Origin of the sequence: Dyella dinghuensis (assembly GCF_003977615.1) — a bacterium.
Taxonomy (GTDB): Bacteria; Pseudomonadota; Gammaproteobacteria; order Xanthomonadales; family Rhodanobacteraceae; genus Dyella_B; species Dyella_B dinghuensis.
Map to the genome: position 1 here is coordinate 142,582 of NZ_RYZR01000002.1, position 23,362 is coordinate 165,943.

The 23,362-nt window shown below is 57.7% G+C and carries 17 protein-coding genes and 1 tRNA gene; 6 read left to right on the forward strand and 12 right to left on the reverse strand.

Annotated features, from left to right (window positions below):
- Window positions 1–21: 21 nt before the first annotated feature.
- From EKH79_RS01695 to EKH79_RS01730, 8 genes are all read right to left on the reverse strand, one after another.
- On the reverse strand, window positions 22–327 hold the full coding sequence (locus tag EKH79_RS01695) for a VirB3 family type IV secretion system protein (RefSeq protein ID WP_126672062.1): 306 nt from the start codon (window positions 325–327) through the stop codon (window positions 22–24).
- On the reverse strand, window positions 320–661 hold the full coding sequence (locus EKH79_RS01700; RefSeq protein ID WP_425478455.1) for a TrbC/VirB2 family protein: 342 nt from the start codon (window positions 659–661) through the stop codon (window positions 320–322). The genes EKH79_RS01695 and EKH79_RS01700 overlap by 8 nt, the downstream gene beginning before the upstream one ends.
- 152 nt (window positions 662–813) lie before the next feature.
- Entirely contained in the window at window positions 814–1,677 is an 864-nt protein-coding gene (locus EKH79_RS01705; protein WP_199754088.1) for a lytic transglycosylase domain-containing protein, read from the reverse strand.
- Window positions 1,678–1,715: 38 nt separating this feature from the next.
- Entirely contained in the window at window positions 1,716–2,762 is a 1,047-nt protein-coding gene (virB11, locus tag EKH79_RS01710; RefSeq protein WP_126672064.1) for a P-type DNA transfer ATPase VirB11, read from the reverse strand.
- Between the two features lie 11 nt (window positions 2,763–2,773).
- Entirely contained in the window at window positions 2,774–3,919 is a 1,146-nt protein-coding gene (locus EKH79_RS01715) for a TrbI/VirB10 family protein (RefSeq protein WP_233590132.1), read from the reverse strand.
- Entirely contained in the window at window positions 3,916–4,686 is a 771-nt protein-coding gene (locus EKH79_RS01720) for a TrbG/VirB9 family P-type conjugative transfer protein (RefSeq protein ID WP_126672065.1), read from the reverse strand. Before EKH79_RS01720 ends, EKH79_RS01715 begins: the two co-directional genes overlap by 4 nt.
- On the reverse strand, window positions 4,683–5,645 hold the full coding sequence (locus tag EKH79_RS01725; RefSeq protein ID WP_126672066.1) for a VirB8 family type IV secretion system protein: 963 nt from the start codon (window positions 5,643–5,645) through the stop codon (window positions 4,683–4,685). The genes EKH79_RS01720 and EKH79_RS01725 overlap by 4 nt, the downstream gene beginning before the upstream one ends.
- Window positions 5,646–5,684: 39 nt before the next feature.
- Entirely contained in the window at window positions 5,685–6,152 is a 468-nt protein-coding gene (locus EKH79_RS01730; RefSeq protein WP_126672067.1) for a TcpQ domain-containing protein, read from the reverse strand.
- 1,051 nt (window positions 6,153–7,203) lie between these two features.
- Between EKH79_RS01730 and EKH79_RS01735 the strand changes: the two genes are divergently transcribed.
- Window positions 7,204–8,166: a peptidoglycan-binding protein gene (locus EKH79_RS01735; RefSeq protein WP_233590133.1), complete on the forward strand. Its 963-nt coding sequence runs from the start codon at window positions 7,204–7,206 to the stop codon at window positions 8,164–8,166.
- 396 nt (window positions 8,167–8,562) lie between these two features.
- Here EKH79_RS01735 and EKH79_RS01740 read toward each other — a convergent pair.
- Window positions 8,563–8,638, reverse strand: a tRNA-Thr gene (locus EKH79_RS01740).
- A 171-nt stretch (window positions 8,639–8,809) separates the two neighbouring features.
- Between EKH79_RS01740 and pilV the strand changes: the two genes are divergently transcribed.
- From pilV to EKH79_RS01765, 5 genes are read left to right on the forward strand one after another with little or no spacing between them, the layout of a single operon-like run.
- Window positions 8,810–9,337, forward strand: a complete 528-nt coding sequence (gene pilV, locus EKH79_RS01745; protein ID WP_158621170.1) for a type IV pilus modification protein PilV — start codon at window positions 8,810–8,812, stop codon at window positions 9,335–9,337.
- Window positions 9,334–10,716 carry a PilW family protein gene (locus EKH79_RS01750; protein WP_267900439.1) on the forward strand — a complete coding sequence of 461 codons (1,383 nt, stop codon included), beginning with the start codon at window positions 9,334–9,336 and terminating at the stop codon, window positions 10,714–10,716. The genes pilV and EKH79_RS01750 overlap by 4 nt, the downstream gene beginning before the upstream one ends.
- A 38-nt stretch (window positions 10,717–10,754) precedes the next feature.
- Window positions 10,755–11,420: a pilus assembly PilX family protein gene (locus tag EKH79_RS01755; protein WP_126672071.1), complete on the forward strand. Its 666-nt coding sequence runs from the start codon at window positions 10,755–10,757 to the stop codon at window positions 11,418–11,420.
- A 30-nt stretch (window positions 11,421–11,450) separates the two neighbouring features.
- Window positions 11,451–13,670 carry a pilus assembly protein gene (locus EKH79_RS01760; RefSeq protein WP_126672072.1) on the forward strand — a complete coding sequence of 740 codons (2,220 nt, stop codon included), beginning with the start codon at window positions 11,451–11,453 and terminating at the stop codon, window positions 13,668–13,670.
- Between the two features lie 13 nt (window positions 13,671–13,683).
- A complete protein-coding gene (locus EKH79_RS01765; RefSeq protein ID WP_126672341.1) occupies window positions 13,684–14,106 on the forward strand; it encodes a type IV pilin protein in 423 nt (140 codons plus the stop codon).
- 28 nt (window positions 14,107–14,134) lie between these two features.
- Here the strand turns inward: EKH79_RS01765 and recD are convergent, their stop codons facing one another.
- Genes recD through recC form a run of 3 tightly spaced genes read right to left on the reverse strand, consistent with a single transcriptional unit; the run spans window position 14,135 to window position 23,317 of the window.
- On the reverse strand, window positions 14,135–16,096 hold the full coding sequence (gene recD, locus EKH79_RS01770) for an exodeoxyribonuclease V subunit alpha (RefSeq protein ID WP_199754089.1): 1,962 nt from the start codon (window positions 16,094–16,096) through the stop codon (window positions 14,135–14,137).
- A complete protein-coding gene (gene recB / locus EKH79_RS01775) occupies window positions 16,086–19,742 on the reverse strand; it encodes an exodeoxyribonuclease V subunit beta (RefSeq protein WP_126672074.1) in 3,657 nt (1,218 codons plus the stop codon). The genes recD and recB overlap by 11 nt, the downstream gene beginning before the upstream one ends.
- Entirely contained in the window at window positions 19,739–23,317 is a 3,579-nt protein-coding gene (gene recC, locus EKH79_RS01780; protein ID WP_233590158.1) for an exodeoxyribonuclease V subunit gamma, read from the reverse strand. The genes recB and recC overlap by 4 nt, the downstream gene beginning before the upstream one ends.
- Window positions 23,318–23,362 lie beyond the last annotated feature (45 nt).

Consider the following 23,362-nt stretch of genomic DNA (forward strand, 5'->3'; position numbering starts at 1 on the left):
GATGCCGGCTAGCCGGAGGGGTTACTGACGCTTGCGTGGTTCGCGGTAACTGTTGGGTGTGAACACCCACATGCCATCGTGCTGCTGAAGATTTTTGACCCGGGTGCGAAACTGCAGCCGCAGGCCTAGCAGCCGGAAGATCATTTCGTCGCGGCGCGCCATCTGGCGCATAGCGAAAATCACCGGTGGCATCAGAATCAGGAACAGCATGTTGGTGTACATCGCCAGTAGCAGGCAGCCGCCCGCGCCTATGAAGAAGGGCACATAAGGCACGCCAAGAAACATGGGCGGGCGGGTACAGCCGCGAAACAGCGCGTTCTTATGCATAGTGCGTGGTCAGAAAGTGCATCACCATGCTTGTCGTGGCTGAGCACGTCTGGGCGCTGTCGCCGATCAACATCTTGGCGATCTGTCCCGCAGCACCAATCAGCAAGCCACCGATCAGGATCGGTGCCACGTCCGCAATACGCTTGTGCGCGAAGGCGATCTGGTAGCCGGCAAACACCACTGCGATGGTGACCACGGCGATGGATGCCATGTTCAGCAGACTGTTGATGTTGCTGAAGAAGCCGCAAACCTTTGTATCAGTGCCGCCGAGATCCTGGGCCAGCACGGTGCCGGGCAGCGTCATGGCGCCGATCACAATGAGGCTTACAAGCATGAAGGTAAGCAGTTGCTTGGGCTGGAACAGAGTGTTGGGGATATGCAGAGTGGGTTTCATTTCAGATTTCCTTATGGTTGGTGCAAAGCTGATGCGGCTTCGGGTTTGCCGCGTCTATGAAGGCCGTGTGGGTGGTTAAGTGAAACGGATCCTTAGAAAACAAATGCGGCATCAGCCGTTCCTTCACGAAGATCGGCCCGATCGACGTTTGGTGTTGACGGTGTGGATGGCGTTATCGCTTGTTGTGAAGCCGAAGAAGTCGACGGCGGGTCGTTGGGGCCATGCACCTGCGGCACGAATACGTCTGCATCGGCTGTGCTATTTGGTTGGCTTGCCGGTGCCGTGGCCGTTGATGCAGCAGAACTGGCGTGTTCCGGTGAGGGCGTTGGCACGGTAGTCGCTGCTGCCATAGATGCGGCCATTGCCGTATCCATGAGATTGCTACTGCGAATCGCGACGCGATAGGCAGGCGTATCGGGCTGCGATGCAACGCTACTCAGGTTCGATGCGCGGGATGCGGGCTGCGTGTCGACTAGCTGAATCGGGGCGGCGGTAACATTTCGCGCATCCTCGACTTTCATGCTGCGGCTGATCGAATCGTAGATTTTTTGCACATAGCCGTCGCGGTATCCCGTGACAAAATTGCCGGAGTAGTAACAACTGAAGGACTTGCCCCAATCGCCATTGGCGCTTGCGTAGCATTCGGCCAGGATCTGCGAAGCGGCCACGAGATTGGCGCACGGTTGGAAGGCCTGCTCGTACGTGGTGATGCCATATTTGGCGAGATTGTTGCGGTTGACCTGTGCGAGCCCTAGCGAAAAGTTGTAGCCCTTCGCATCCAACATCTGCACGGTCGCCAGCGCTTCATCGAGATTTTGCGGCTGACGCACAAGCTCACCGCCCACCACGCCGATGGCGTAGGGGTTCGTGCTCGATTCGACGTTGACGATGTGCTGCATGATCTCGGCGGGAACCGCGAGGTTTTGACATCCCATCATTGCAAATCCAGCTGCCATGCTGCGTCCTCCCTGGACCCAACAAATTCGAAGTTCCGTTACGCGTTGTCAGAAAAAAAACGGCGGCCGGGGTTGAAGTCGATACCGGTGATGTAACGCTGACCGGCATGCGCCTTGATGTGCACCACCATGTCGATGGTCATCATCAGTAGACGCTTGATGGTGGCGAATTCCAGGCCTGCCCCTTCGGATGAAGCCTTTACCATCAACGCCAGCTGATCCCAGGTTTGTTCGGTGCTGCCGGCGTGGCAGCTGGTGATCGAGCCAGGGTGGCCGGATGCGCAGTTGCGAATGAAGTAGAACGATTCATCGCCGCGTAACTCCGCCAGGATGATGCGATCGGGCTTCATGCGCAGGCAGGCTTCCATGCAACTCTTCGCCGTGACGTTACTGACACCTTGACCGCCTTTGGAATAAAGCAGGTGTACGACGTTGGGCTGATCGATGAACAGCTCGCGCGCGTCTTCGATGGTCACCAGTCGCTCATCGGCAGGGATGTGGTGAACCAGCGATTTCATGAAGGTGGTCTTGCCGCTGCCGGTTGCACCGGCGACCACAATGTTCTTCTTGCTTAAAACTGCTTTGCGAAAGAAGTCGGCGTAGCGGCGTTCTGTACGTAATTCCAGCAGTTCGCGATCGTGATCGTTGATGCCGTGAGCGTCTTCAAGAATCTGGTTGAAGAACCCATCCTCTTGGTATTGGGTCAGCGTTTTCATTTGCTTGGAAGGCAAACGAATGGTGATGGATATCTTGCCGGCGTCACACGCAGGCGGAATGACAAACTGCGCGCGCTGTCCCGTAGGAAAGGTGAGCGACACCACGGGATCGGTGTCCGTGATGCGTTGACCGGTATTGCTTTCGTTGACGACGGCAGTGCAGAACTGGCGGGCGCGCTCGAAGGTGAGCATCGGCACGTCAACGCGTTGCCAGCCTCCGCGGGTTTCCAGATACAGCTCCCCTGGGCGATTGACGCAAATCTCGGTGACATCGGGTGACGCCATGAAGTCGCGGATACCCAGCACGTCATACTGGTAATCCAGGAATTCATTCGAGACTTGCGCAACAGCTGTGTCGTCCATGCTCATGGGGCGCCCAGTTAGAAACGGGCAACCACGCCGCTGAAGTCCACGTCTTTGGCGACGTAGATGGTGACAACGGTGCCCTGGTTGATCGTGACGGTCGGCGGCTTGTTGGCAGCGCGCTGCACGGCCTGATTGGCAAGGTTCTGCACCGTCTGCGCGGTGTTGCTCTCGAACGGTGTCTGCGTAACCACACCGTTGCTGATGGTGGTTTGGGTAGGCCCGTGTTCGGCAGCCTCGTATTTGAAGGCATCGCTTAGCATGCTGATCAACAGTGCGGCGCCGATACGGCTGCCCCAATGTGCGTTGTAGTAACCGGGATGGCCTGCGCCGCCCAGGTTGTCCACGCCAGGACTGGCCATGTTCACATCGATGCCAGTAGGCGTAACGATGCGATCCCAGATAACAGCGACGCGCGGACCGTTCGGCTCGCCTTCGTATTTGCCGAGAACTTTGGAGCCTTTGGGTAGCAGCAGCTTGCGGCCGTTGAACGAGTAGACAGGCTCGGTAACCACACACGACGTGAAGCCTGGGATATCCGTGATGATCCGGGTTTCAAGTACACAGCGGATGTAGGTGCCACGTAGCATGAGGGTGTCCGGATTGTTCAGCGGCTGTGCGCTGGTATCTTCCGAAACGCCGGCCTGCAACTGCGTCGGCAGTGCAGCATTTGCTTGATTGCCACTGCCGTTCTCTCCTTCGGGGTCCGCCGACATCATGCGGCGCTCCCTAAGACTTGGGCCGACTGGAGCTGAGGGCGGGGGTGGAGTTGGGATCAGCGTCCTTGAGTCGATGGTGCGTACCGAAGACTGTGCAAGCGGAATCGCAACGGTTTGCTTTAAAGAAGTCTCACGCATAGGTGGTGGCGCGGCTTTAGGTGCCTCCGGCACCGTGACCATTTCGTCACGTTGCTTGACTGTGTTGCCTTTCCGGTTTTCTACGGAGTTGATCAGCCATATCGCCACCACGATGACCAGCAAGACAGTCGCGCCCAGGAGGAACAGTGCCTTTCGATTCATGCGCTGCATGTCGGCAGAACGCAATTGCGGCGCATTGGCGTCCAGATCCGGCGCCGCTGTTTCGTGGTAGCGGGTGGAGTAGGGATTGCCGCCGCCCATGGAATCGGCGCTGCTGGGCTGGTTGGGAGGAGTGTTCTGACTCACTGTTGCACATTCCTTCGCAGACCCACGACGTATTTGCCGTGACGGATCACCAGATAGGGATAGGTGCCGTGGACAATGATGGTGTTGCCCTCGACGGTGGTGTTGACGACCGAATCGTCACCGTGTTGGAGCTCGCGCATGTACACAGTGGGGAAGTTCCCCGTGGGGAACTGTTTCATGTCGCTCATCTTGATATACGTGAATTGTCCGTCGTCGTAGACGTTCACAGGCACGAGCCAAGACGCGTCCTTGTTGTTGCGCGTTGCAAAGTCATAGTTGAAGTTGTAACTGCGCCCCAGAACCAATGACGTACTAAGTTCCGGTGCGTTGGCGGCTTTCTTCGCTTCATTCGAAAAGCTGGTGTCGGCCGGGTAGGTGAAAGTGATCTTGTACTGCACGCCCTCTCGCTTGGCCTGGTCGAGCGACTTCCAGTCGGTGGCCACCACTTTCAGTTCGAAGATGTAAGAGTGCGTCGCGGTGCGGATCATCATGTTGGTATCCACATCGGTGTTCTTAGGGCGGAGGTAGAACACGTTTTCGCGACGCGTCAAATCCCAGCCGCTGCTGAAGCCCGTGCTGTAGTCGAGAATCTTCTCGCTGGGGTTCAGCTCGATCTGGGTAGTAATTCCGAGGCCGGCGCGTACGGGATAGATGCGGTCGGGCTGGTACGAGTACTGCTGCACGGCCTGCGCGTGGACGGAAAACGCAGCGCTAGCAGTAGCCAGGTACAGCACGCCGGCCCCTATGCATGTGATACGGCGACTCATCGGCGACCCGCTCCTTGTACGTTCTGTCTGGACGTTGGTGCAGCGGAAGTTGGGGGCTGGGATGCCTCCTGCTCCGGGATGGGGGGCGGTGCTGCGAGATTTGTTTGTAGCGCAGTGTTGTTCACGTGGATGTCCTGACTCTGCGCACTTACTGTTGGTTGAGCGTTCTGATCGGCATTGTCTTGTTCGGCGTCTTGCGCTGATGTGAGGCCGCTGCCCGTCACGGCCGGTGGCGTCGTGGCGTAATCACTGTCCACGCGGTAGCTGGTGATCTGGAAGCCGAGCGGATTCTCGATCCGGTATTTCTCATCCATTTTCAGGTTCGGTTTATAGGCGAAAGCCAGCGTGGCGATTTTGTTGTCCAGCGGCTGGGTTGCGCCGGTCCGCTTGTCGTACAAGCTGCGCTGAAAACGCACCGTCGCGCCTTTGTACGGTTGGCCGTTGCCGCCACCCATCAGCACGATGCTGAGAATGTTGGTGCGTATCGCCCGGTCCTTGCCGTAGAGCTTGTATGGGTTTTCAGGGTTGGTGGCCACGTAAAGCGTTTGGTACGCGGCGGCCACGTCCGGTGCTGCCATGGTCAGCACTGTGGCCCAGTCGTGCAGGTTGATCATCGTCACATCGTAGGATTCGCGTGCCAACACGAAGTGCGCGACGTTGCTTCGGTTGATCGCTTCACTGGTGCTGATGCGTTGATCGACGATGTCGCCATCCAGGCGGGCAACCGTGCTAGTACCCGTGTATGCGTCGGCCATGACGAGGTAGGGCGCTTTTTCCTTTAGTGGCAGCATGAAGAAATAGCCGCCGGCAAGAATGACAGCCATGCCTATGGCGCTGGAGGCCACCCACCAGGCGCGACGCTCGCTGCGGCGCGCGATGTCTGCAATCGTCAATTCGAAATTGATCGACTTCGTCACCGCTTCATCGATCTTGGGGGTTGGTGTTTTCTTGCCGAGCATCAGCGGGAATCCCTGTCAGCCATTACAACGTTTTCCTTGTCATTGCTTTTTGACACCCACGCCGGTGGTTGACTTTGCATCTGCGGTCGTTTGTTTGGAGGGTGCTGTGTTGAAGGCTTGAACCGTGATCTGCCAGTCGCTCACAGCAACCGAAATGCCTTGCGACGCATAGATGTCGTTCAATTGGGACGCAGCCAGACGAATATTGGGGGTATTTATCTGCGCCGCCGGCGCCGTCAGCGTGTAGTCGGCCCCCAGGTTGTAGGACAGCTGGATGCCGGTGTCCTTTGCCCAACGCGTCAACATGGTCTTCAGCGTGCCGTCCATCGGAGTTGCAAAGAAGACATAGGCCTTTGCGAGGGGAATTGGAGTTGTTGTGGTTGCGTAACGATTTACCGGCTTCCATTTGCCGTGGTAGTCAGGCGCAGAGGGTGTTGCGCATCCTGCCAGCAGCAAAACTGCGAACGTGCAGATGCCTGCCGTGGCGCGAAATAAAGGTGATTCCATTCCGATTCCTTGCCTAACAGGCCATGTGTTGCGTTGCTTTTGACCTCATGTAACAGCGCGCTATTCGAAACTTGCGCAAGCAGCAAATAGCTCGTGTAAGTTTCGAAAGGATTGGCATGTGAAGACATGCGGAGCAGTACGGTCAAATGTTTGCTCGAGATTGTCCATGCGCTGAGCGGAAATTGCCTCAGAAATAGTCTTTTTCTCGCGTAATCCGTGTCTGACAGCGGTGAAGCCGAAATGACCACGGATACTAATTTGATAAAACTGAGACTTTGGAAGGAACTGCAAAGAACAGATCGCTTACGGCGACTGCTGTACGGCGCCGATAGCCAAAGACATCGAATGGGCATGTGAGCGGTTGAACCTGCAGTGCAGACAAACATGCAGACGTGCGGAAAAACCTAGTTTCGCTATCTTCAGCCATCTTTCTGCGTGTGAAAATCACTTAACGCGGATCGCCGAACCTGCCGCCCTGGAACATTTCAAGAACAAGTGTGGATGAGTAATAGGCCAGTTAGTCATGGGATTGGCGATCTGGCGGCTCGTTGAGTCCGGCGCGAACACGTCATTGGTCATTTTCAGACAGTTCTTTCAGGTAGGCCTGATTTCAACTCGTTCGAAATAATGCGACGTTTGCACTGAGGGCATGATCCTTTTGTTCATGCAAATAAGTACGGCGTAGGTAGAGCTGATGGAGGCGAGACAGTGCTTCCGAATACTTGACGTGCATGCCATGGGAAGCGTCATTGCGATTCATGGGTACCTATCCCCTCACGCTGCATGCTTAAGAGCTTATTTAATGACATAAAAGCGAGCTTGTCTTTCTCGCTGTAAGGGAATCAAGGCGCTTGTGAGTTTTCTAACACCCGGCTCGCGGAAGGCCGGATAGTCAAGTGCGCTCGAAACAAGGAACGTGTTGGTCACGAAGGTTTCGTTCGCACTTTATTTGCTGCTGAAAAATGGAGTTGTCATGCGAACGAATCAGTTGAAATCCTGCCTGCTAGCGGTATGCGTAAGTGCCTCCTCGTTGCTCGCAGGATGTGCCGACATGCAAGTTGGTGGGGGAAAGAATCCCGTCGGTGGTGCTGCCGCCGGTGCGGCAAGCACCGGCGCGGCAAGCGCGCTTGAACACTGCCCGCATCCGCTGGGCACTTTGGCGGTTGAAGAAAACACTAGTGACCCATGGTACGCACTGCTTACCAATCAATATCACTTACCATCCACCGTGCCGCTTATCCGATTGATGATTCAGCAAAGCAATTGCTTCGTGGTTGTCGATCGCGGGCAGGCCATGAATTCGATGATGGGTGAGCGCGATCTCAACGCATCAGGTGAATTGCGCCAAACCAGCCATATGGACAAAGGGCAGATGGTGGCGGCGGACTATATCGTCACGCCTTCGATCCAATTCTCACAGAATACTGGTGGTGCTGGCGGCGCGCTTGCTGCATTAGGTGGTTCCTATGGTGCAATCCTGGGCGCTATCGCCGGTTCGATGAAAAGCAGCGAAGCCTCCACAACCATGATGCTCACCGACACGCGTTCAGGCGTACAAGTTGCTGCCGCGCAAGGTAGCGCCAAAAACATTGACTTCGGTGTCGCCGGCTTGTTTGATCATTTTGGATCGGCCGGTGCGAGTCTCGGCGCTTACAGTGAGACACCAGAAGGCAAAGTGATTGCGGCGGCCTTCTTCGACGCCTACAACCAGATGGTGAAGGCTGTGCGCGAATATGCGCCACAGCGTGTCGCCGGGGGGCTTGGCGCGGGCGGCACCCTCGGCGTCGATGGATCGGCCAATTCCAGCGCTGCCGCAACGAATAGCGCGGCTGGCGGATATTCGTTGGCTGATGCGCAAGGCAAGCTGGCTCAGTTGGGCTTGTACCGCAGCAAGGTCGACGGGGTCCCGGGTCCTGGCACGAGTCGCGCCATCAGCACCTTCCAAAAAGCAAATGGCTTGCCGGTCAGCGGCCAGCTTGATGCGGCCACGATCGGTGCATTGCAGGCGCGTTAAGTATGCTGGGATTGCCCTGAAGCAAAAACACGCAGGAGCATCGACGGATGCTTCTGCGTCATTCAAGGGGTTGTCGGGTGTCTATTCAGGAATGTGTTAAGCACATCCAAAAGAATGGATGAAGGTAGTAAGGAAGCAGCCAAATTAGAAAGCGTCGATGAGTGCAGCCAAGCCGCCGGTAAGTCATTGGGTCGGTGCGTACGCAGACGCCAGTGTGGCTCGCCATGACAGCTTTGCTGGACCAAGTACGCCAACGCGCGGATGTATTACCGAAAATACCCCGTGTTTGTTCGACTTTGATGGGATGGCATTGAACGATATGGCACAAAAAAACCCGCCTATGGGCGGGTTTTAATGGCTTCATGAGACGCCGTTGGGCGGCATGAAACTGGTATGTGGTGCCGGAAATAGGAATCGAACCTACGACCTACGCATTACGAATGCGCCGCTCTACCAACTGAGCTATTCCGGCGGAGCCGCCTAGTTTACGGGGGAGGCAGCCGGCCTGCAAGACATTGATCCGGGGTCAGATTGGGCGGGGCGCCACATCGGAGTTATCTGATTGTGCCTCGGGAGGTCGGGCTCTAGTGCGGGGTTGCCTTGGGCGCCAGAGTATGTGTCTGGATAACAGGGAATGTCCTTCATGCAGTACGCGTCGCGTCAGCGGGGCATCACGCTGATCGAAGTCTTGATTGCCTTATTGATCTTCAGCATCGGCCTGATGGGAGTGGCTGGTTTGCTGGTGATGTCCGCGCGCTCGGTTCATACCGCTTACCTGCGCACACAGGTGACTTTTCTTGCGCAAAGCATGGCCGACCGCATGAGCGCCAACGTCATAGGGGTATGGAAGGGGTATTACAACGGTAGCTATCCCAGCTCGGGCGCGCAGAGCTGTGAGCGGGGCTGTACGCCGCAGCAATTGGCCGAGCATGACAAGGCGCTTTGGGGTAGCCAGCTTGCGACGTTTTTACCTCCTGCAACAAAAGCGAAGATTAGTTGCAGCGCTGCAGGCGTGGCTTATGCACCCACGCTAGATCAGATTGCATCGCGGCCACCTTATGGCGGTAGTTGCGAGATGACTATTACCTGGACAGAGCGCGGTCTAACTGTAGATAGCCCTGACGCAGACGATCAGTCGTTGCAAACGTTTGCGTGGGAATTCCAGCCGTGATTGCCGCATGCCTTGCGTGCCGACAGCGGGGTTTGTCGTTGATTGAACTCATGATGGCGATGGTGTTGGGGACGTTAGTGAGCGCGGGCATCGTTGCCGTATTTGTATCTACGTCTCATAGCTATCAGGCACAAACGCAACTTGCGCGTCTTCAGGAAGAGGGGAGGTTCGCCATTACGCAAATTAAGGATGATCTGGCGATGGCTGGTTCGCAGTACTGCAACAACACAGGTGGCGATGCACACGCCACTGCATCTGGTTTTTACCAGGATGGGTTGCGTCAGCCTACTGTCTACGTAAGCGATCCCAGTATGCTCATGAATGCATTGAATGATCTGACGACTCGATGGGGGGCTCCCTACCCACGAGCGCCTGAAGAACCCTATTCATTCCCATCGTTTTTGACAATGCGCGGTTACGACTGCACGTCCAAGTCTTGCGCGCCGATCGATCCGAGCAATAAGCAGAGTGCCGAAGGGTTTGGTATTCCTGCCATGGGCACAAAGATCGATAACAGGGTGATAGGCGCATCCGTTATCACCGTCCGTTATCTCAATCCGTCCGCGGGATGGACCATCATGCCGGAAAGCGCGGGGCTGGGCAGCACACGGGTTGCGAACGCAGATGGGTCATTTGCTATCCGATTGGTCCCGATGTCAGGTGAGCCTGCGATAAAAGATTTCCAATCGGGTGATCCATTGGCCGTGGTGGCGGATTGCTCGAGTGCGCAGATCTTTGCCGTATCCGGGCAGGCGAGCAACGAAATATCGTCGACAGGCAACAACTTTGCTCAGCCAACTACTCTCGAGAACATGGTTGCGCCAAAGCTATTCGATTTCAGTCGAGATTTTCGGACGGTGACGTATTACCTCAAGGTGGTCGATAGTGGGGATGGTCAGGGGCACACCACAGGCGCACTTGTGCGCCGAGTCAACGGTGGCAATACAGCTGTGCGAGGTGGATCGTCGGAGGAAATTGCACGAGGCATCGAACGGCTCGATTTCAAATACGGCGTGCAATTCGCTGACGGATCGGTGCGCTATTACTCGGCTGCGCAAGTTGACGCGAGCACGGGTGCAGATTGTGGATCGACGGTATCACTTCCCATACGTGGTAGTGATGATAAGGGGTGTTTATGGGGATCAATACGCGTCATTGAAATCGATATGCTGATAGACGGTCAGCAGCCGCTCAATTCATTGACGCAGGACGAATTGTCCTACACGTATGCCACAGATGATGCCTCCAATGGCGCATTGACACCTAGGGCACCCATCGATGCCGGCCGCAAGGTAACTCCACTTCAACAAGGTTTTCCTTTGTCCATGCTGCGGCGTGAAATCACTGCGGTTGTCGCTCTGCGCAATTTCAATCCTTAAATAATTCTTTTCATCTTATATGTCGAAAGGACATTGATGTGTTGTCACGCCGCCTGGAAATACTAGCTGAACCACGTTTTTTACATCGCGATCAGGGTTTTGTCCTACTGATTGCGTTGATCTTCCTTTTGCTAATGAGCGTATTGGCATTTAGTGCTTTGCAAAGCTCGTTGTTGCAGGAGCGGATTGCCGGCAGTTTTCGCAATGCGCAACAGGCAAGAATGAGCGCGGAGACGGCGTTACGTGGCGCGGAATACAAGCTCTGGGCTACGGCCACTCAAACCGCAGGCCATCTTCATTGCACGGACGGGCTCATTTCCGAAGACGATGGTTGTGTTGTTTATCAGCCACTATCTGCCTCTTACGGATCCAACGGTGCGGTTACCCGATTTCAGAGTGAGCAGGGCTGGTTGGCGAATATCGGTGTGACCTACGACGGACCATCCCACAGGGGTTATACAAGCACCCAAGGGCAGCTAACTGCCGTCCTTGCCCAAAATCCCGTCTACATCATTGAGGACCTTGGGACCGAGAGGCCGCCGGTTATTGGTGGCCTGCACGAGTCTGGCAATAGCGGCCCGAACAACGGCGGTGCGGATCAGCTGGATATCCACGTCTTTCGCATCACGGCGCGCGGCACGGGCGGTAATCCGAACATGGTCAGTGTCGTGCAAAGCACGTTTGACGTGCCCATGACGCATTGATCGGGGTGCGTTGTGTTGACGATATCTAGGGTGGCGACGCATATAGTCAAACGTTTGGCGTTCGCGACAATCCTCATCGCTCATGGCGCTGCAGCTCAAGCAGTCAACCCGTCTGGAACTGTCGAGCTGAGCCCTTTGCCGCTCGACAACGCGTTGGCGACCCCTGCTCTGGGGATTCTGGGCCTCAATACTTCGGTAGCGGGAGCGGGTTCGCTTGCGTTTATGGGTGGTTATGACCCTAAGGATTGGTCGGGAACATTGCAGGCATTTGCCTTGAGTCCAAATGGCGTCCCCACCCAACGCATATGGGACGCTAATGCTCTCCTCACTGACGATACGGCGCTGGACAGTCGAGTGATTTTCACCGCAGTCGCAAACGGTGTGGGTGTCGTTACGGGTGCAGTATTTGAGCCAGCCGCCAACTTCGACATCAGTGAGGCAAAAGGTCTCATGACGCCATCACCAAAGGATCCGATGAGAGACGCCTTGAGTGCACGCATTGAGTATCTACGTGGCATGCGCTACGACGAAACGAGTGGTGTTATGCGCAAGCGCAACACGTTGCTAGGCGCCATCATCCATTCACAGGTTTTGTACGTCGGCTACCCAGGCGGCCGCTATGTCAACGACTGGCCAACGAAAATCGGTGGAAAATCGGTGCTCGCGCCTGAGATGGATGCCCAGGCGCAAACTTACGATCAGTTTGTCTCCGCAAATGCCGATCGTGCGCCCATGATTTATGTCGGCGCCAATGACGGGATGCTGCACGCCATCCATGCGCCCGTTCCAACGTGTCAGACGACTGAATTGGGCATGCGCTGCCCAACCGGCTCATACGCAGGACAAGAGGCTTGGGCATATGTGCCCCGTGCCGTGTATAGCAACCTGGGTCGCCTCACCAGCACGGATAATCTTCCCTTCGCACCCACGGTCGATGCAACACCGATCATGCGCGATGTGTTCTTTGGCGAGAACGGCGATCACACGTGGCATAGCTTACTTGTAGGTGGTGTGCGACTGGGTGGTCGTGGCCTGTACGCGCTCGATATTACCGATCCAACCAAAGTGAGTCGCGTCTTTCCCTTGCATACCGTCTTATGGGAATTTGATGCGGATATGCCATCTGGGCTGTCGGCTGCGGGCGATGAATACCGTCCAGCGGATCTTGGTTACACCTATGGTCAACCGGCTATCGCGCGGTTGGCGTATGGCAGGTGGGTCGTTCTTGTGGCCGGAGGCTACTTTCCCGATTGCAGCAAACCGGACAAGCCTGCGCATTGTGAGGAAGCAGGTGGAACGCCGCCCCATGGCTATAGCGCCTTGTTTGTAATTGATGCGCAGACCGGCAGCGTTGTCCGTGAACTTAAAACGCGAACTGACATAGATGGCGTGACAAGCTATGGTCTATCGACGCCAGTACTTGGCGATTACAACAACGATCAAGTTGACGATGTGGCCTTCGCAGGCGATTTGGCAGGTAATCTCTGGCGTTTCGACCTCGCTTCGCCCAATCCCGCCAATTGGAAGGTGACGCTCGCTTATCGTCCAGTTGTCGCGAGTGCACAGCCCGTCACCGTAATGCCTCGGTTATTTCCTGATCCGGCGACGAATCGCTTTATCGTCGTCTTCGGCACGGGAAAGTACCTGGGGGATGATGACGTTACCAGTGATGACTTACCCGTGCAGTCTGTCATGGGGATTCGTGACAAGCTGGATCGTAGCGGTTTGCCCATCACCGTAACGCGTAGCGATCTGCAGACGCAGACGCTGAAACAAACGACCGTCCACGACACTGGCGGTTCCTACGACGGCGCCGTGCTACGTACGCTCTCGAACAATCCCATACCGTCTGGTGCGGGTGGCTGGCACGTCGATTTGAATGCCGAGGCTGGTGAGCGTGTGGTCTCAACACCGTCAGCGCTCTTTAACACGAATACCGTAGTGGTCAGTACATTGGTTCCGAAGGGATTTGACTCAGCACCCGAAGGCGCATTGATGGCTATCGATGCCGCCACGGGAGGTCCGGGTGCGACGTTGGCTTCTATCGCCGGAGTTTCCTATGTGGGGGCAGCCTTAAGTCAATCGATCAGCACGGGAATGCTGCCGGCAATAACGCCAGTTGGTGGCGGAAAATTGTTGTTTCCCAGCCTGAAACTTAAGGGGAAAACGACGATGCCAGACGTACCGTTGTCATTGGAAAGCCCGCTCTGGCGGCGCCGATCGTGGACGGTGTTGACTCCAACGCAATAAAGGACGCAACGCGATGGAACGCATGCGAGGCTTCGGCCTCATTGAAATCATGATTGCACTGGTCGTAGTCGCTGTACTGATGGCAATGGCGACCACCGCATACAGCCGTTATACATTTCACGCTCGTCGTTCCGACGCACACCACATGTTGATGACGATTGCCCATGGAGAAGAACGTTGGTACGCCACGTACAATCGTTACACCGATGATGTGAGCAAGTTCAGCTATAACGCGAACGATCCGCTCTCAGTCCACGCTTATTATCGATTGACGTTGACCGTGGACGGCGCAGCTGCGCAACGGTACGTGGCGGTGGCTACGCCCATCAACGCACAGGTTTCAGATGCTTGCGGTGAGCTCACTATCGATAGCACAGGGCACAAGACGTCGGCCGGCGATAACGTGACGGCCACTGCAAACGGCAGTTGTTGGTGAATAGAGGGCCCGCTTAATCGGGTAGCAATTACGAATGCGACAACCTCTGCGCCAACCCCGAATACCGCCGCGTGCGCTGCGAAAGCGCCTGTTCCAGCGCCCCTCGGCTGCTTATCAGGCTCAACCAGCTGCGTGCACGCGTAATACCCGTATAAAGCAGCTCCCGCGTGAGTATGGCCGGGGCGTCATCGGGCAGGATCAGCGCCGTGTGCTCGAATTCCGAGCCTTGCGACTTGTGCACGGTCATCGCGTAGACGGTTTCCGTGTCGCCCAGTCGGGAGGGCAGTACGCAGCGCACGTGGTTGTCGTCGTCTGCGGCGGCATAGGGTGAGTCACGGGTTATGGGAAAGGCCACGTACAGGCGCAGCGACCCATCCGGTCCGCGCATGCGCAAGGTGATGCCGACGTCGCCGTTCATCAGGCCCAGGGTGTAGTCGTTACGGGTCATCATGACGGGGCGGCCTTCGTACCAACCGCGGTCGGATTCGATGAGCCCGGCAGCGAGCAGTTTTGCGGCGATATCGCGGTTGATGCGATCTGTGCCCGCGGGGCCCTGACGGACCGCGCACAACACCTGGAAATGACTGAATGCGTCGAGCACGCCGCGCGCCCATTGCCGGTAGCTCGCGTTGTCGGCGTCGTCGGGCGGCCGCGTTTGGCGCAGATGGTCTAGATAGAAGCGGAAGCCGTGTGGCCGATGGCCCGATGCGTCGTCGCTGAATTGCGTAGCGTTTCCGTCCAGCGCGAGTGATGCGCCTGTCGTGCCTTCGCTGATCCAGGCGACATCTTTTGACTTGGTGTCAAGCAATGTGGTGACACGTGCGTTGTCGCCTGCGTTCACCGCTGCCGCTAACTGGCCGATGCCGCTGGTGGCGTCGAAGCGGTGGCTGCTTCGCAACATGACGACGTGCTGATCGAGCGGCTGTGCGTCGCCGGTGACATGGCCTTCGACATCGTCGCCGCTTATGGATCGCAGCCATGCTGCGGTGGTGGCATCGTAGTGCGCTTCGTCGGCACGGCGCCCCAGATCACCCAGTACTGCGCCTGCTTCCACGGAAGACAATTGATCTTTGTCGCCAAGCAGGATCAGGCGTGCATGCGCGGGCAGGGCATCGAGCACGGCTGCCATCATTTCGAGGTCGATCATCGATGCCTCGTCGATGACCAGCACGTCCAGATGAAGCGGGTGTTGGCGGTTGTAGGCATAACGTCGCGTATCCGGGCGCGCGCCCAGCAATCGGTGAAGCGTTTCGACTTCTTGCGGAATGGATGTTCGAACGTGTGTATCGACATCGAGTTTGGCGATTTGCTTGGCGATGGATGCATTGAGTCGCGCGGCCGCTTTTCCGGTTGGCGCAGCCAGCCGTATGCGCAGTGCTGATGTGTTTTCGCTTAGATGCAACGTTTGAAGTAATCCCAGCAAGCGCACGACGGTGGTGGTTTTGCCTGTGCCGGGGCCGCCGGTGATGACGCTGAACGCGCTGCGCGCCGCTAATGCGCACGCAACGCGTGCCCAATCGACGCCATGTTGGTTTGGTGTGGGAAACAGACGTTGCAATTCGTGACGCAGCGTATCGGCAGGCAGGGCGATAACGCCTAGCCGCGCCTTGATGCCCTCGGCGACACGACGTTCGTATTGCCAATAGCGCCGCAAGTAAAGACGGTGCTGGTCGTGGACGAGCGGTGCATTGTCCGGCAGGCCATCGTGTCCGGCGAGCAGGGGCGATGCGGGAAGCGGTTCCGCGTGCAGCAGGTCGCGCCACGCCGTTGGCCATTCCTGCTCGTCAGCCAGGTTGTCGAGCGCGTGGAGATTCAGGCAAGGATGGCCGCCGCCAAGCTGACGGCTCGTCAGCGCAGCGATAAGCAGCAGTTGCGGCGACGCGGTGGGATCGCATTCGGCGATGAAGCGCGCAAAGGCCATGTCGAGCGGGCGCAGCACGCGTTTGCCGACGGCATCGTTCAACGTTGCAAGGAGGGCGTCACGCGACATCGGCGCGGGCTCCTTCAAACAGCGTGTCGAGTGCATCGATAAGCGCAAACGGTAGACGTTCTGTATGGACGCCGTGCCCAGCGTGATCGATGCCGCGCAGATAGAGGTAGAGCACGCCGCCTACGTGACGCTCATAGTCGTAGCCTGGAAGCCGGGCGCGAAGTTGCCGATGCAGCGCGAGTGTGTAGATGGCGTATTGCAGGTCGTAGCGCGATTGAAGCGTGGCTTCGCGCATGGCAGCCGAAGTGTAGGCCGTGTTGTTGTCGCCCAGCCAGTTGGATTTGTAATCGACGATGTAATAGCGCCCATCTTTTTCCGCGATCAAGTCGATGAAGCCTTTCAGCATGCCGTTGACGTGATTCTGCGCCAGCGTTGGGCGTGATTCGGCGTTCAACGTATGCTGCGTGACGAGCTGATCGAGATACTGAGTGTCGACGTGGTTGGCTTCGAACCAGAATTCAAGCTCGGCTTGATAGCGTTGGCGATTGTCGAGATCGTCCAGTGTCAACGTGCCGCCATTCGGTAGTGGCAACGGGGTGCGCAGCAGGGCTGGCAGCCATTGCATGAGCGGCACAATCCACATCTGCCAACCGCGTCGCTGACAGCGGCGGGCTACGTATTGTTCGAGCTGTGCTGGATTTTCTACGGTCGATGCAAAGCCGTTTTCCGCAATCCATTCAAAAATATCGTGCAAGAACGTTCCGGGTTCTGCGCCGCGTGGAAACGCGTGGAGTCCCTGATCGCTGTCGCCGACAACGCGCTCGGTGGATTCGCGCGCTGCTTCCGTCAGTACGTCTTGCGTTGCCGTTTCGGGGGCGATCTGACGCACCACGTCGCCGGCACCGTGGGTCAGTGCGCTGTAGCTGGCGATCCACCACGCTTCCGGAGGCGCCAACGCATAGTGGCGTGCTGGACGTGCGAGCCCTGTGCGGTTCGCGCTGTGAACGAGGCGCGTGATATCCGCCGGTCCGTTGGCGATGTTTAGATGTATATCGCTTGCGCCTTCGCACAGTGCCTGAAGGCGGGGTAAAAGATCCTGTGCTTCGATGGGTGTACCGCCGGAAAGCACGTAACCAAACGCCGAGCGATGCAGAACCGGTTTCTTGCCTTGACCTTCCACCACGCAGGCGATGCCGAGCCAACACGCATATTGGGCGCGGGTCAATGCGACGTAGAGCAGGCGAAGGTCTTCTTGCAAGCGTTCGCGTTCGATACGTGCGCAGGCTTCTGCGTCCGGTTGGAGATCGATCCATGACTGACCGCGATCATCATGCCAGGATTGCACGCTTCCCCGCGGCGCATCCTGAAAGCGGCAGATAAACGGCAATATCACCACCGGGTATTGCAGGCCTTTTGCCTTATGGATAGTGATAACCCGAACGAGATCGGCTTCGCTTTCGAGGCGGACGATATGTTCTTCGCTGGTGTCGCCTTCGTGTTCGTCAGCACGCCTTATTTGCGCGGCGATATAGTGGATGAGGGCGTATTCGCCATCCAGACTCGTCGATGCGTGCTGCAACAACTCGGCTAGATGTTGCAGGTTGGTCAACACGCGTTCGCCATTCGATTTCGCCAGCCATCGCGATGGGAGGTCGAAGTGGTGCAACAGGTTTTGCAACATGGCTAGTGCGCCATGGCGTTGCCAGATGAATTGCAGCGTTCGGAATTGCTCGCCGCATGCTTCCCAATAGGCTTCATCGTGATTGAGTCGGTCAAGCTCGGCCACGCTTCGATGCATGGTTGTGCTGGCTAGTGCGGCGCGCATAGCTCGGTCGGAGGAGGGCAATGCGCAGGCTTGAAGCCACAAAAGCACATCTTGGGCCTCGGTCGACGCGTACACGGAGTCACGTTCTGATACGTACACGCTGGCGACGTTTCGTTCGTAAAGAGCTGTGCGTATGGCGTTGGCTTCGCGGCCATTCCGGACAATTACTGCGATGTCGCGGGATCTCAAGGGAGTTTGCGTGTTCGCCTTGTCGGTAAAGATACACAGATCCGACCTGGCGGCATTGAGCATGCCAACGATGTGTGCCGCTGCGTGAGATGCTGCCTCGCTGATGTAGCTACCGACATTCAGCGTCGAGGTATCGGATAGAACATGCAACGCAAGCGCTGGCATGCGCTGGCCATGGTCTTGCAGCTCATTTTTCAATCCATGGGCTTGCACCGGGTTGAAGGGCAGGCCATGCGCACCGTCACCGAAGCCAAAAGCACCGTGCGGCTGCTTGTCGGCGTATTCGAAGATATGGTTCACCGCCGCGACCAAGCCGTGTTCGGAGCGGTAGTTGGTGGTGAGCGTCCATGTGGGCGTTTGCGCCTGATCGCGCGCGTTCAAATAGGTATGGATGTCCGCGCCGCGAAAACCGTAGATGGCCTGCTTCGGATCACCGATGAGCAAGAGACCCGTATCCGCGCGATTGGCGTAAATGCGTTGAAAGATCTGCCATTGCAGCGGGTCGGTGTCCTGAAATTCATCGATCAAGGCAAGCGGATACTGCGCCGCGATTGTTTGCGCGAGTTGTTCGCCGTGAGGACCTTTCAACGCTGCGTCGAGTTGACGCAGCATGTCGTCGAATCCGGGGATGGCTTGACGCTCTCGAATTTTCTCTACGCGCGCGGTGATCCATGGCGCAGCATGTGCAAGCAATAGCGGGGCGAGCGGTTGCTCTGCGTCCCAAAGATCGGACAGGGTTTGAACGGCAGCAAACGCTGCATGTACAGGCGTAACGCCGTTCTTGCTGGTGGATTCCTTGAGAGTGGCTTGTCCGTATTTGCCAACAAGCTTCCTGTCGGCATCGGCGCCCTCGGCCCATGCGCGTAATGCAGCCATGTCGCGGTCGAGATTGTCCGGCTTGTAAGAGGTGTTCTTTAGCGAGCGATTAATCGTAGCGGTGCGGAGCATGGCTTCGATGGCATCGGCGTCGCCGGACCACAATGTTCGAGCCGCGTTCTCTGCTTCGTGCTGCGGTTGTGTGCGCTCGTGGAGCGCCGTGACGAGATCGTTCACCACGGGCAGCGCATGACCTTGCATGCGTAGATGGTTCAAGGGTTTGTACAGAAGTGGCTTGACCGCGCGTTGCAGCGATGGCGGATCGTTCCATACGCTGGCAACGGCTGCCGCGTCGGCGTCATCAAGCGGGGCATAAAAGCGGCGCCAATAGTCGCGCACGGCTTCCATGAGGCGTGCGTTTTCATCGACGATGACTCCGGGCGTGTCGCTGCCTTCAAACGCATGCTGGGCGAGCATGCGCTGACACCATCCATGAATGGTGTAGATGGCGGCTTCGTCCATCCATTGTGCGGCGAGATCGAGCTGTCTAGCGGCGGCGGCGCGCTCGTTCGCGTCGGGGTACTCGGCGATCAAGTCGCGGAGAAAATCGTCTGGGATCAGTTGATCGCGGAACGCTGCCGCCGCCGTTGCCAGGCGGTCGCGGATGCGTTCGCGAAGTTCGGCCGTGGCAGCGCGCGTGAAGGTGACGACGAGAATCTGTGCAGGTAGCTGCGAAGGCTGTCCGCCATGGCCCAGCACCAGGCGAAGATAAAGCGCTGCGAGCGTCCAGGTTTTACCGGTGCCGGCACTCGCTTCAATAAGACGAATACCTTGCAGCGGCAAACGCAGTGGATCGAGCGGTGCGACGGCGCTCATGCGTTGCTCTCCAGCACCGCGGCGTTAAGTAGAGGACGATAAAGCGCTAGCCATTGCTCAAAACCCGCGGCGTATAACTGGCCGAAGCTTGGCCATGAGCGGGCCAAATAGGGCTCCGTGACGACTTCGCCCTGAAAACCATACGGGCCGTCGTTACCTTCATAACGAAGACGTGCCGCCTCCGCGGCGTCTTTTCCATCCTCTTCGGCCAGCAGCCACGCGAATGCAGTGCGGCGTGCGATGGGCAAGGGTGATTGCATGCCGTCGCGCCACGCGTCGATCAGTGTGTTCAAATGGATGCGGGCGTCTTCGCGTTCGTAATGGTTCAATGCAATGGTTGCGTCCGCCGAAAAGAAGCGTGTCGACAATGGGAGACCGCACGCATTGGCGAGCAGTTGCATCACCCACGCGCGAAGCAATTTGTCGAAGCGAATGGCTTTGCCTTGCAACAACTTGCCGGGCGATGTGAGTAGTCTGACGGGTTCGTTTTCACCGCTCGCACGCAGGTCATCCAGCCATCCTTCGATGATCAAGCCCTCATGCTCGTAGCGCAGCTCGCAAGCCTCCAGGGGCGTTGACCAATGATCCATTGCAGCGTGCCAGCGCTGAAGGATGCGTTGTACCGCGTCGCTTGCTTCGTCCATGGCCAGCGTGCCGAAGCCACCCGCGGGCAGCGCGCCTTGTTGCCGCAAACGAGCGGCGGTACGGGAGAGTGTGAGTAAGGTGTCGCCTTCGCCAGCCATCAATGCCTGCTGTAGCAAGACATCCGCAGCGGCGTAGTTTTCTAGTCCATTCAAGGCAAACGGCTCGTCGTCCTCGGGGCCGGTGTCGATATCTTCGAAACGCACCTTCAGGCGTTCGTTGTAGAAACTTGCGGCGGGGTTGAAGAGAAACCGCTGCAGCGTCACCACGTCGATGGTCGATTCGGATTGCCAAGGTGCGAGTGGTGTCTCATCGATAGTCGAAGATGACTCACGTGCACGCGCCCACTCAGACGCGTAGGTAAATAGCGGTGATGCTTCATCGGCAAAATAACGCGTACTGAAAGCCTGCAGCGGATGAACGGTGGTGATGGATGCCAGCACGTGTTTGCGCGATTCAGTGTCGCCATCATCGGAGGAGATTAGCCAACCGTTGGCGAGGTAGTCGCGCAGTTGACCAACGAGTACGGACGGCGGCAACTCGCTGTTGTCGCGCATGCTGTGTCCGACCCAGCTGATGTGCATCACATCACGTGCCGAGAGAAGCGCTTCCAGAAACATATAACGGTCGTCGTCGCGACGAGAGCGGTCGCCGGGACGATGTTGGCCTGCTCTTGCCATCAGATCGAAGTCCGGCGGCGAGATGCGGCGTGGATAGTCGCCGTCGTTCATGCCAAGCAGGCACACGACGCGGAACGGGATCGCGCGCATCGGCAACAATGTGCCGAAATTCACCGCGCCGCCCATGAAGCGTTGCGAGAGATGATTCTGGTCGACGGCTTGCAGCCAATCTTCTGCAACAATCGAAATAGGAATGGGTTGGGTGAACTGCGCTTCGTTGCATGCGTCGAGCCACGTATCGAGTGCGTCTTCCAGGCGGTCGATGCGTAGCGTGTCAGCGTCGTCGCGGCGTGTGTCGAAGAAGTCGCGCAGCAGATAACGCAGGCGCTCGCTCCATTGCGCCGGCGCGGCCGGAGAAGAAAGTAAGCGCCAATAGCGTTCGAGCGTATCGATCAGCTGATGCAGTTGTCCGAGTAACACCGCTTCGAGGCCGCCGATTTCTGCATAGGGCGCGATGTCTTTGATCGCCTCGGCGTCGCCAGTGGCGTAGCCGAGCAACATGCGGCGCAGGCCAAAGCGCCAGCTATTTTGTTCGTCGTCCGGAAGATCCAGCGTCTGCTTTTGTTTGCCGTCAAGACCCCAGCGGATGCCGGATTCGGTAATCCAGCGGCGAAGTACAGGCAGGTCGTCTTCGTTGATATCAAAACGGCGGCGCAGCGAAGGAACGTCCAGAAGATCGAGTACGTCGCTTGCGGTGAAACGCGATTCGTTGAGGCGAAGCAACTGCTCCAGCGCGACCAGCAGGGGCGAGGTCCCGCGCCCCGGTTGATCGGCCACACTGTAGGGTAGGAATCGCGGGTCGTCCGACGCGATGCGGCCGAACACCGCCTGCACATGCGATGCATAGGTGCGGATATCGGGCACCATCACCATGATGTCGCGCGGCGCCAACGGTTTGCCGCTGCGTGCGGCGCGTTCGAAAAGATCCAGCAGCTGATCGTGCAGTATTTCGACTTCGCGCTGCGGGCTGTGCGCGATCTGAAAGCGCAGCGACCGATCGTTTTTGCGCAACACTTTGCGTTGCGACGGATCGACAGGTGCGGGCTCAAGATCCAGCACAGCTTGCTGCACTTGATGTAGGAGCGAGTCGGTGCCTACATCCTGAAACAGGTCGATGCTTCGCTTGATCGAGGCAAAGTGCTGGCGATAGCGTTCCGGCTGGTCGAACGCATCGAGCTGTCGAATGAAGTCGCGCCCTTGTTTGCCCCATGCTGCCAGCAGTGGATTGGCATGGAGATGCAGATCTTCGTAACGAGGCTCCGGCGGAAGTCCGGGCTTGCCGGCGTGACGCCGCTGCTCAGCCATCAGCAACTCGCGGTCCTCGATGATGTCGGCCCAGTAATGGCGGCATGGATTGGTGACCAGCAGCAACACCTGGCTGTACTTCGCGAGTGCGGTGAGCGCTTCGAGCGTTTGCTGCGGTAACGACGTAATGCCAAAAACAACGATACGCCGCGGCAACGATTCCGGCCGCCATGTCAGCGATTGCATCTGCTGCATGAAACGGTGATGCACGGCTGCGCGGTGGCTATCGCGCTGTGCCGGAGGAACATCATCGAGCAGAAGCCGCCATAAACGCGGCTGCCAGCGCTGTTCGGCTGGAAGCTCGAAAGCGCGGTTGCGTAACGTGTCGCGCAATACGTCGTTGCGATGCTCCCAGTCTTCCAGCCAATCCGCACGAAAGACTTGATATTGATCGAACTGATCGGCGACTTGCATCGCAAGCCGATGCCGGCGACGCCAGTCAGCGCCGTCGCCAAGCAGATTTCGCAACGGCGTGAAGCTGTCTTCGCCAAGATGTTGCGGCAGCAGGCGCAACAAACGCCATACGAGGCGCGATTTGTCGAAGGGCGATGTGGTGGGAACCGCATCATCGCCAAGCGCCGCGCGATAGGCCTGCCACAGGAAGCGCCCGGGCAACTGCACATCGACCGCGGCGCTGATACCCAATCCGCCCGCATCGACAGGACGCGCCAACGCCATCTTCAACCACTGCGCAATGCCGTTGCTCTGCACCAGCATCACTTCGTTTTCCAGCGGTTGCAGCGGCGCACGTTGCAACCACGCCACCAGCAGGTCGCGCAGGTCTTCCTGGCGATTGCCGTGAATCACCATCAATCCGGGTTCGATAGGGCCGATGCCTGGCGCGATGTCCGATGCTGTCACAGCTTGCTGCGCCGACGGGGTTTCATGGGGCGTCCACGGTCCGTGAGTGGATGTTCCGGCAAGTTTGCCCGATTCGCATCGCAGCATGTGCGACACGAAAAAGCCCCGGGGCCGGGCCACGGGGCTTTTTCG

Excerpts from the sequence above, each read along its gene's own strand:
- EKH79_RS01695 (WP_126672062.1), bottom strand. The coding sequence starts at position 327 with ATGCATAAGAACGCGCTGTTTCGCGGCTGTACCCGCCCGCCCATGTTT.
- EKH79_RS01700 (WP_425478455.1), bottom strand. The coding sequence starts at position 661 with ATGCTTGTAAGCCTCATTGTGATCGGCGCCATGACGCTGCCCGGCACC.
- EKH79_RS01705 (WP_199754088.1), bottom strand. The coding sequence starts at position 1,677 with ATGGCAGCTGGATTTGCAATGATGGGATGTCAAAACCTCGCGGTTCCC.
- virB11 (WP_126672064.1), bottom strand. The coding sequence starts at position 2,762 with ATGAGCATGGACGACACAGCTGTTGCGCAAGTCTCGAATGAATTCCTG.
- EKH79_RS01720 (WP_126672065.1), bottom strand. The coding sequence starts at position 4,686 with ATGAGTCGCCGTATCACATGCATAGGGGCCGGCGTGCTGTACCTGGCT.
- EKH79_RS01725 (WP_126672066.1), bottom strand. The coding sequence starts at position 5,645 with ATGCTCGGCAAGAAAACACCAACCCCCAAGATCGATGAAGCGGTGACG.
- EKH79_RS01730 (WP_126672067.1), bottom strand. The coding sequence starts at position 6,152 with ATGGAATCACCTTTATTTCGCGCCACGGCAGGCATCTGCACGTTCGCA.
- EKH79_RS01735 (WP_233590133.1), top strand. The coding sequence starts at position 7,204 with ATGCAAGTTGGTGGGGGAAAGAATCCCGTCGGTGGTGCTGCCGCCGGT.
- pilV (WP_158621170.1), top strand. The coding sequence starts at position 8,810 with ATGCAGTACGCGTCGCGTCAGCGGGGCATCACGCTGATCGAAGTCTTG.
- EKH79_RS01765 (WP_126672341.1), top strand. The coding sequence starts at position 13,684 with ATGGAACGCATGCGAGGCTTCGGCCTCATTGAAATCATGATTGCACTG.
- recD (WP_199754089.1), bottom strand. The coding sequence starts at position 16,096 with ATGTCGCGTGACGCCCTCCTTGCAACGTTGAACGATGCCGTCGGCAAA.
- recB (WP_126672074.1), bottom strand. The coding sequence starts at position 19,742 with ATGAGCGCCGTCGCACCGCTCGATCCACTGCGTTTGCCGCTGCAAGGT.
- recC (WP_233590158.1), bottom strand. The coding sequence starts at position 23,317 with ATGCTGCGATGCGAATCGGGCAAACTTGCCGGAACATCCACTCACGGA.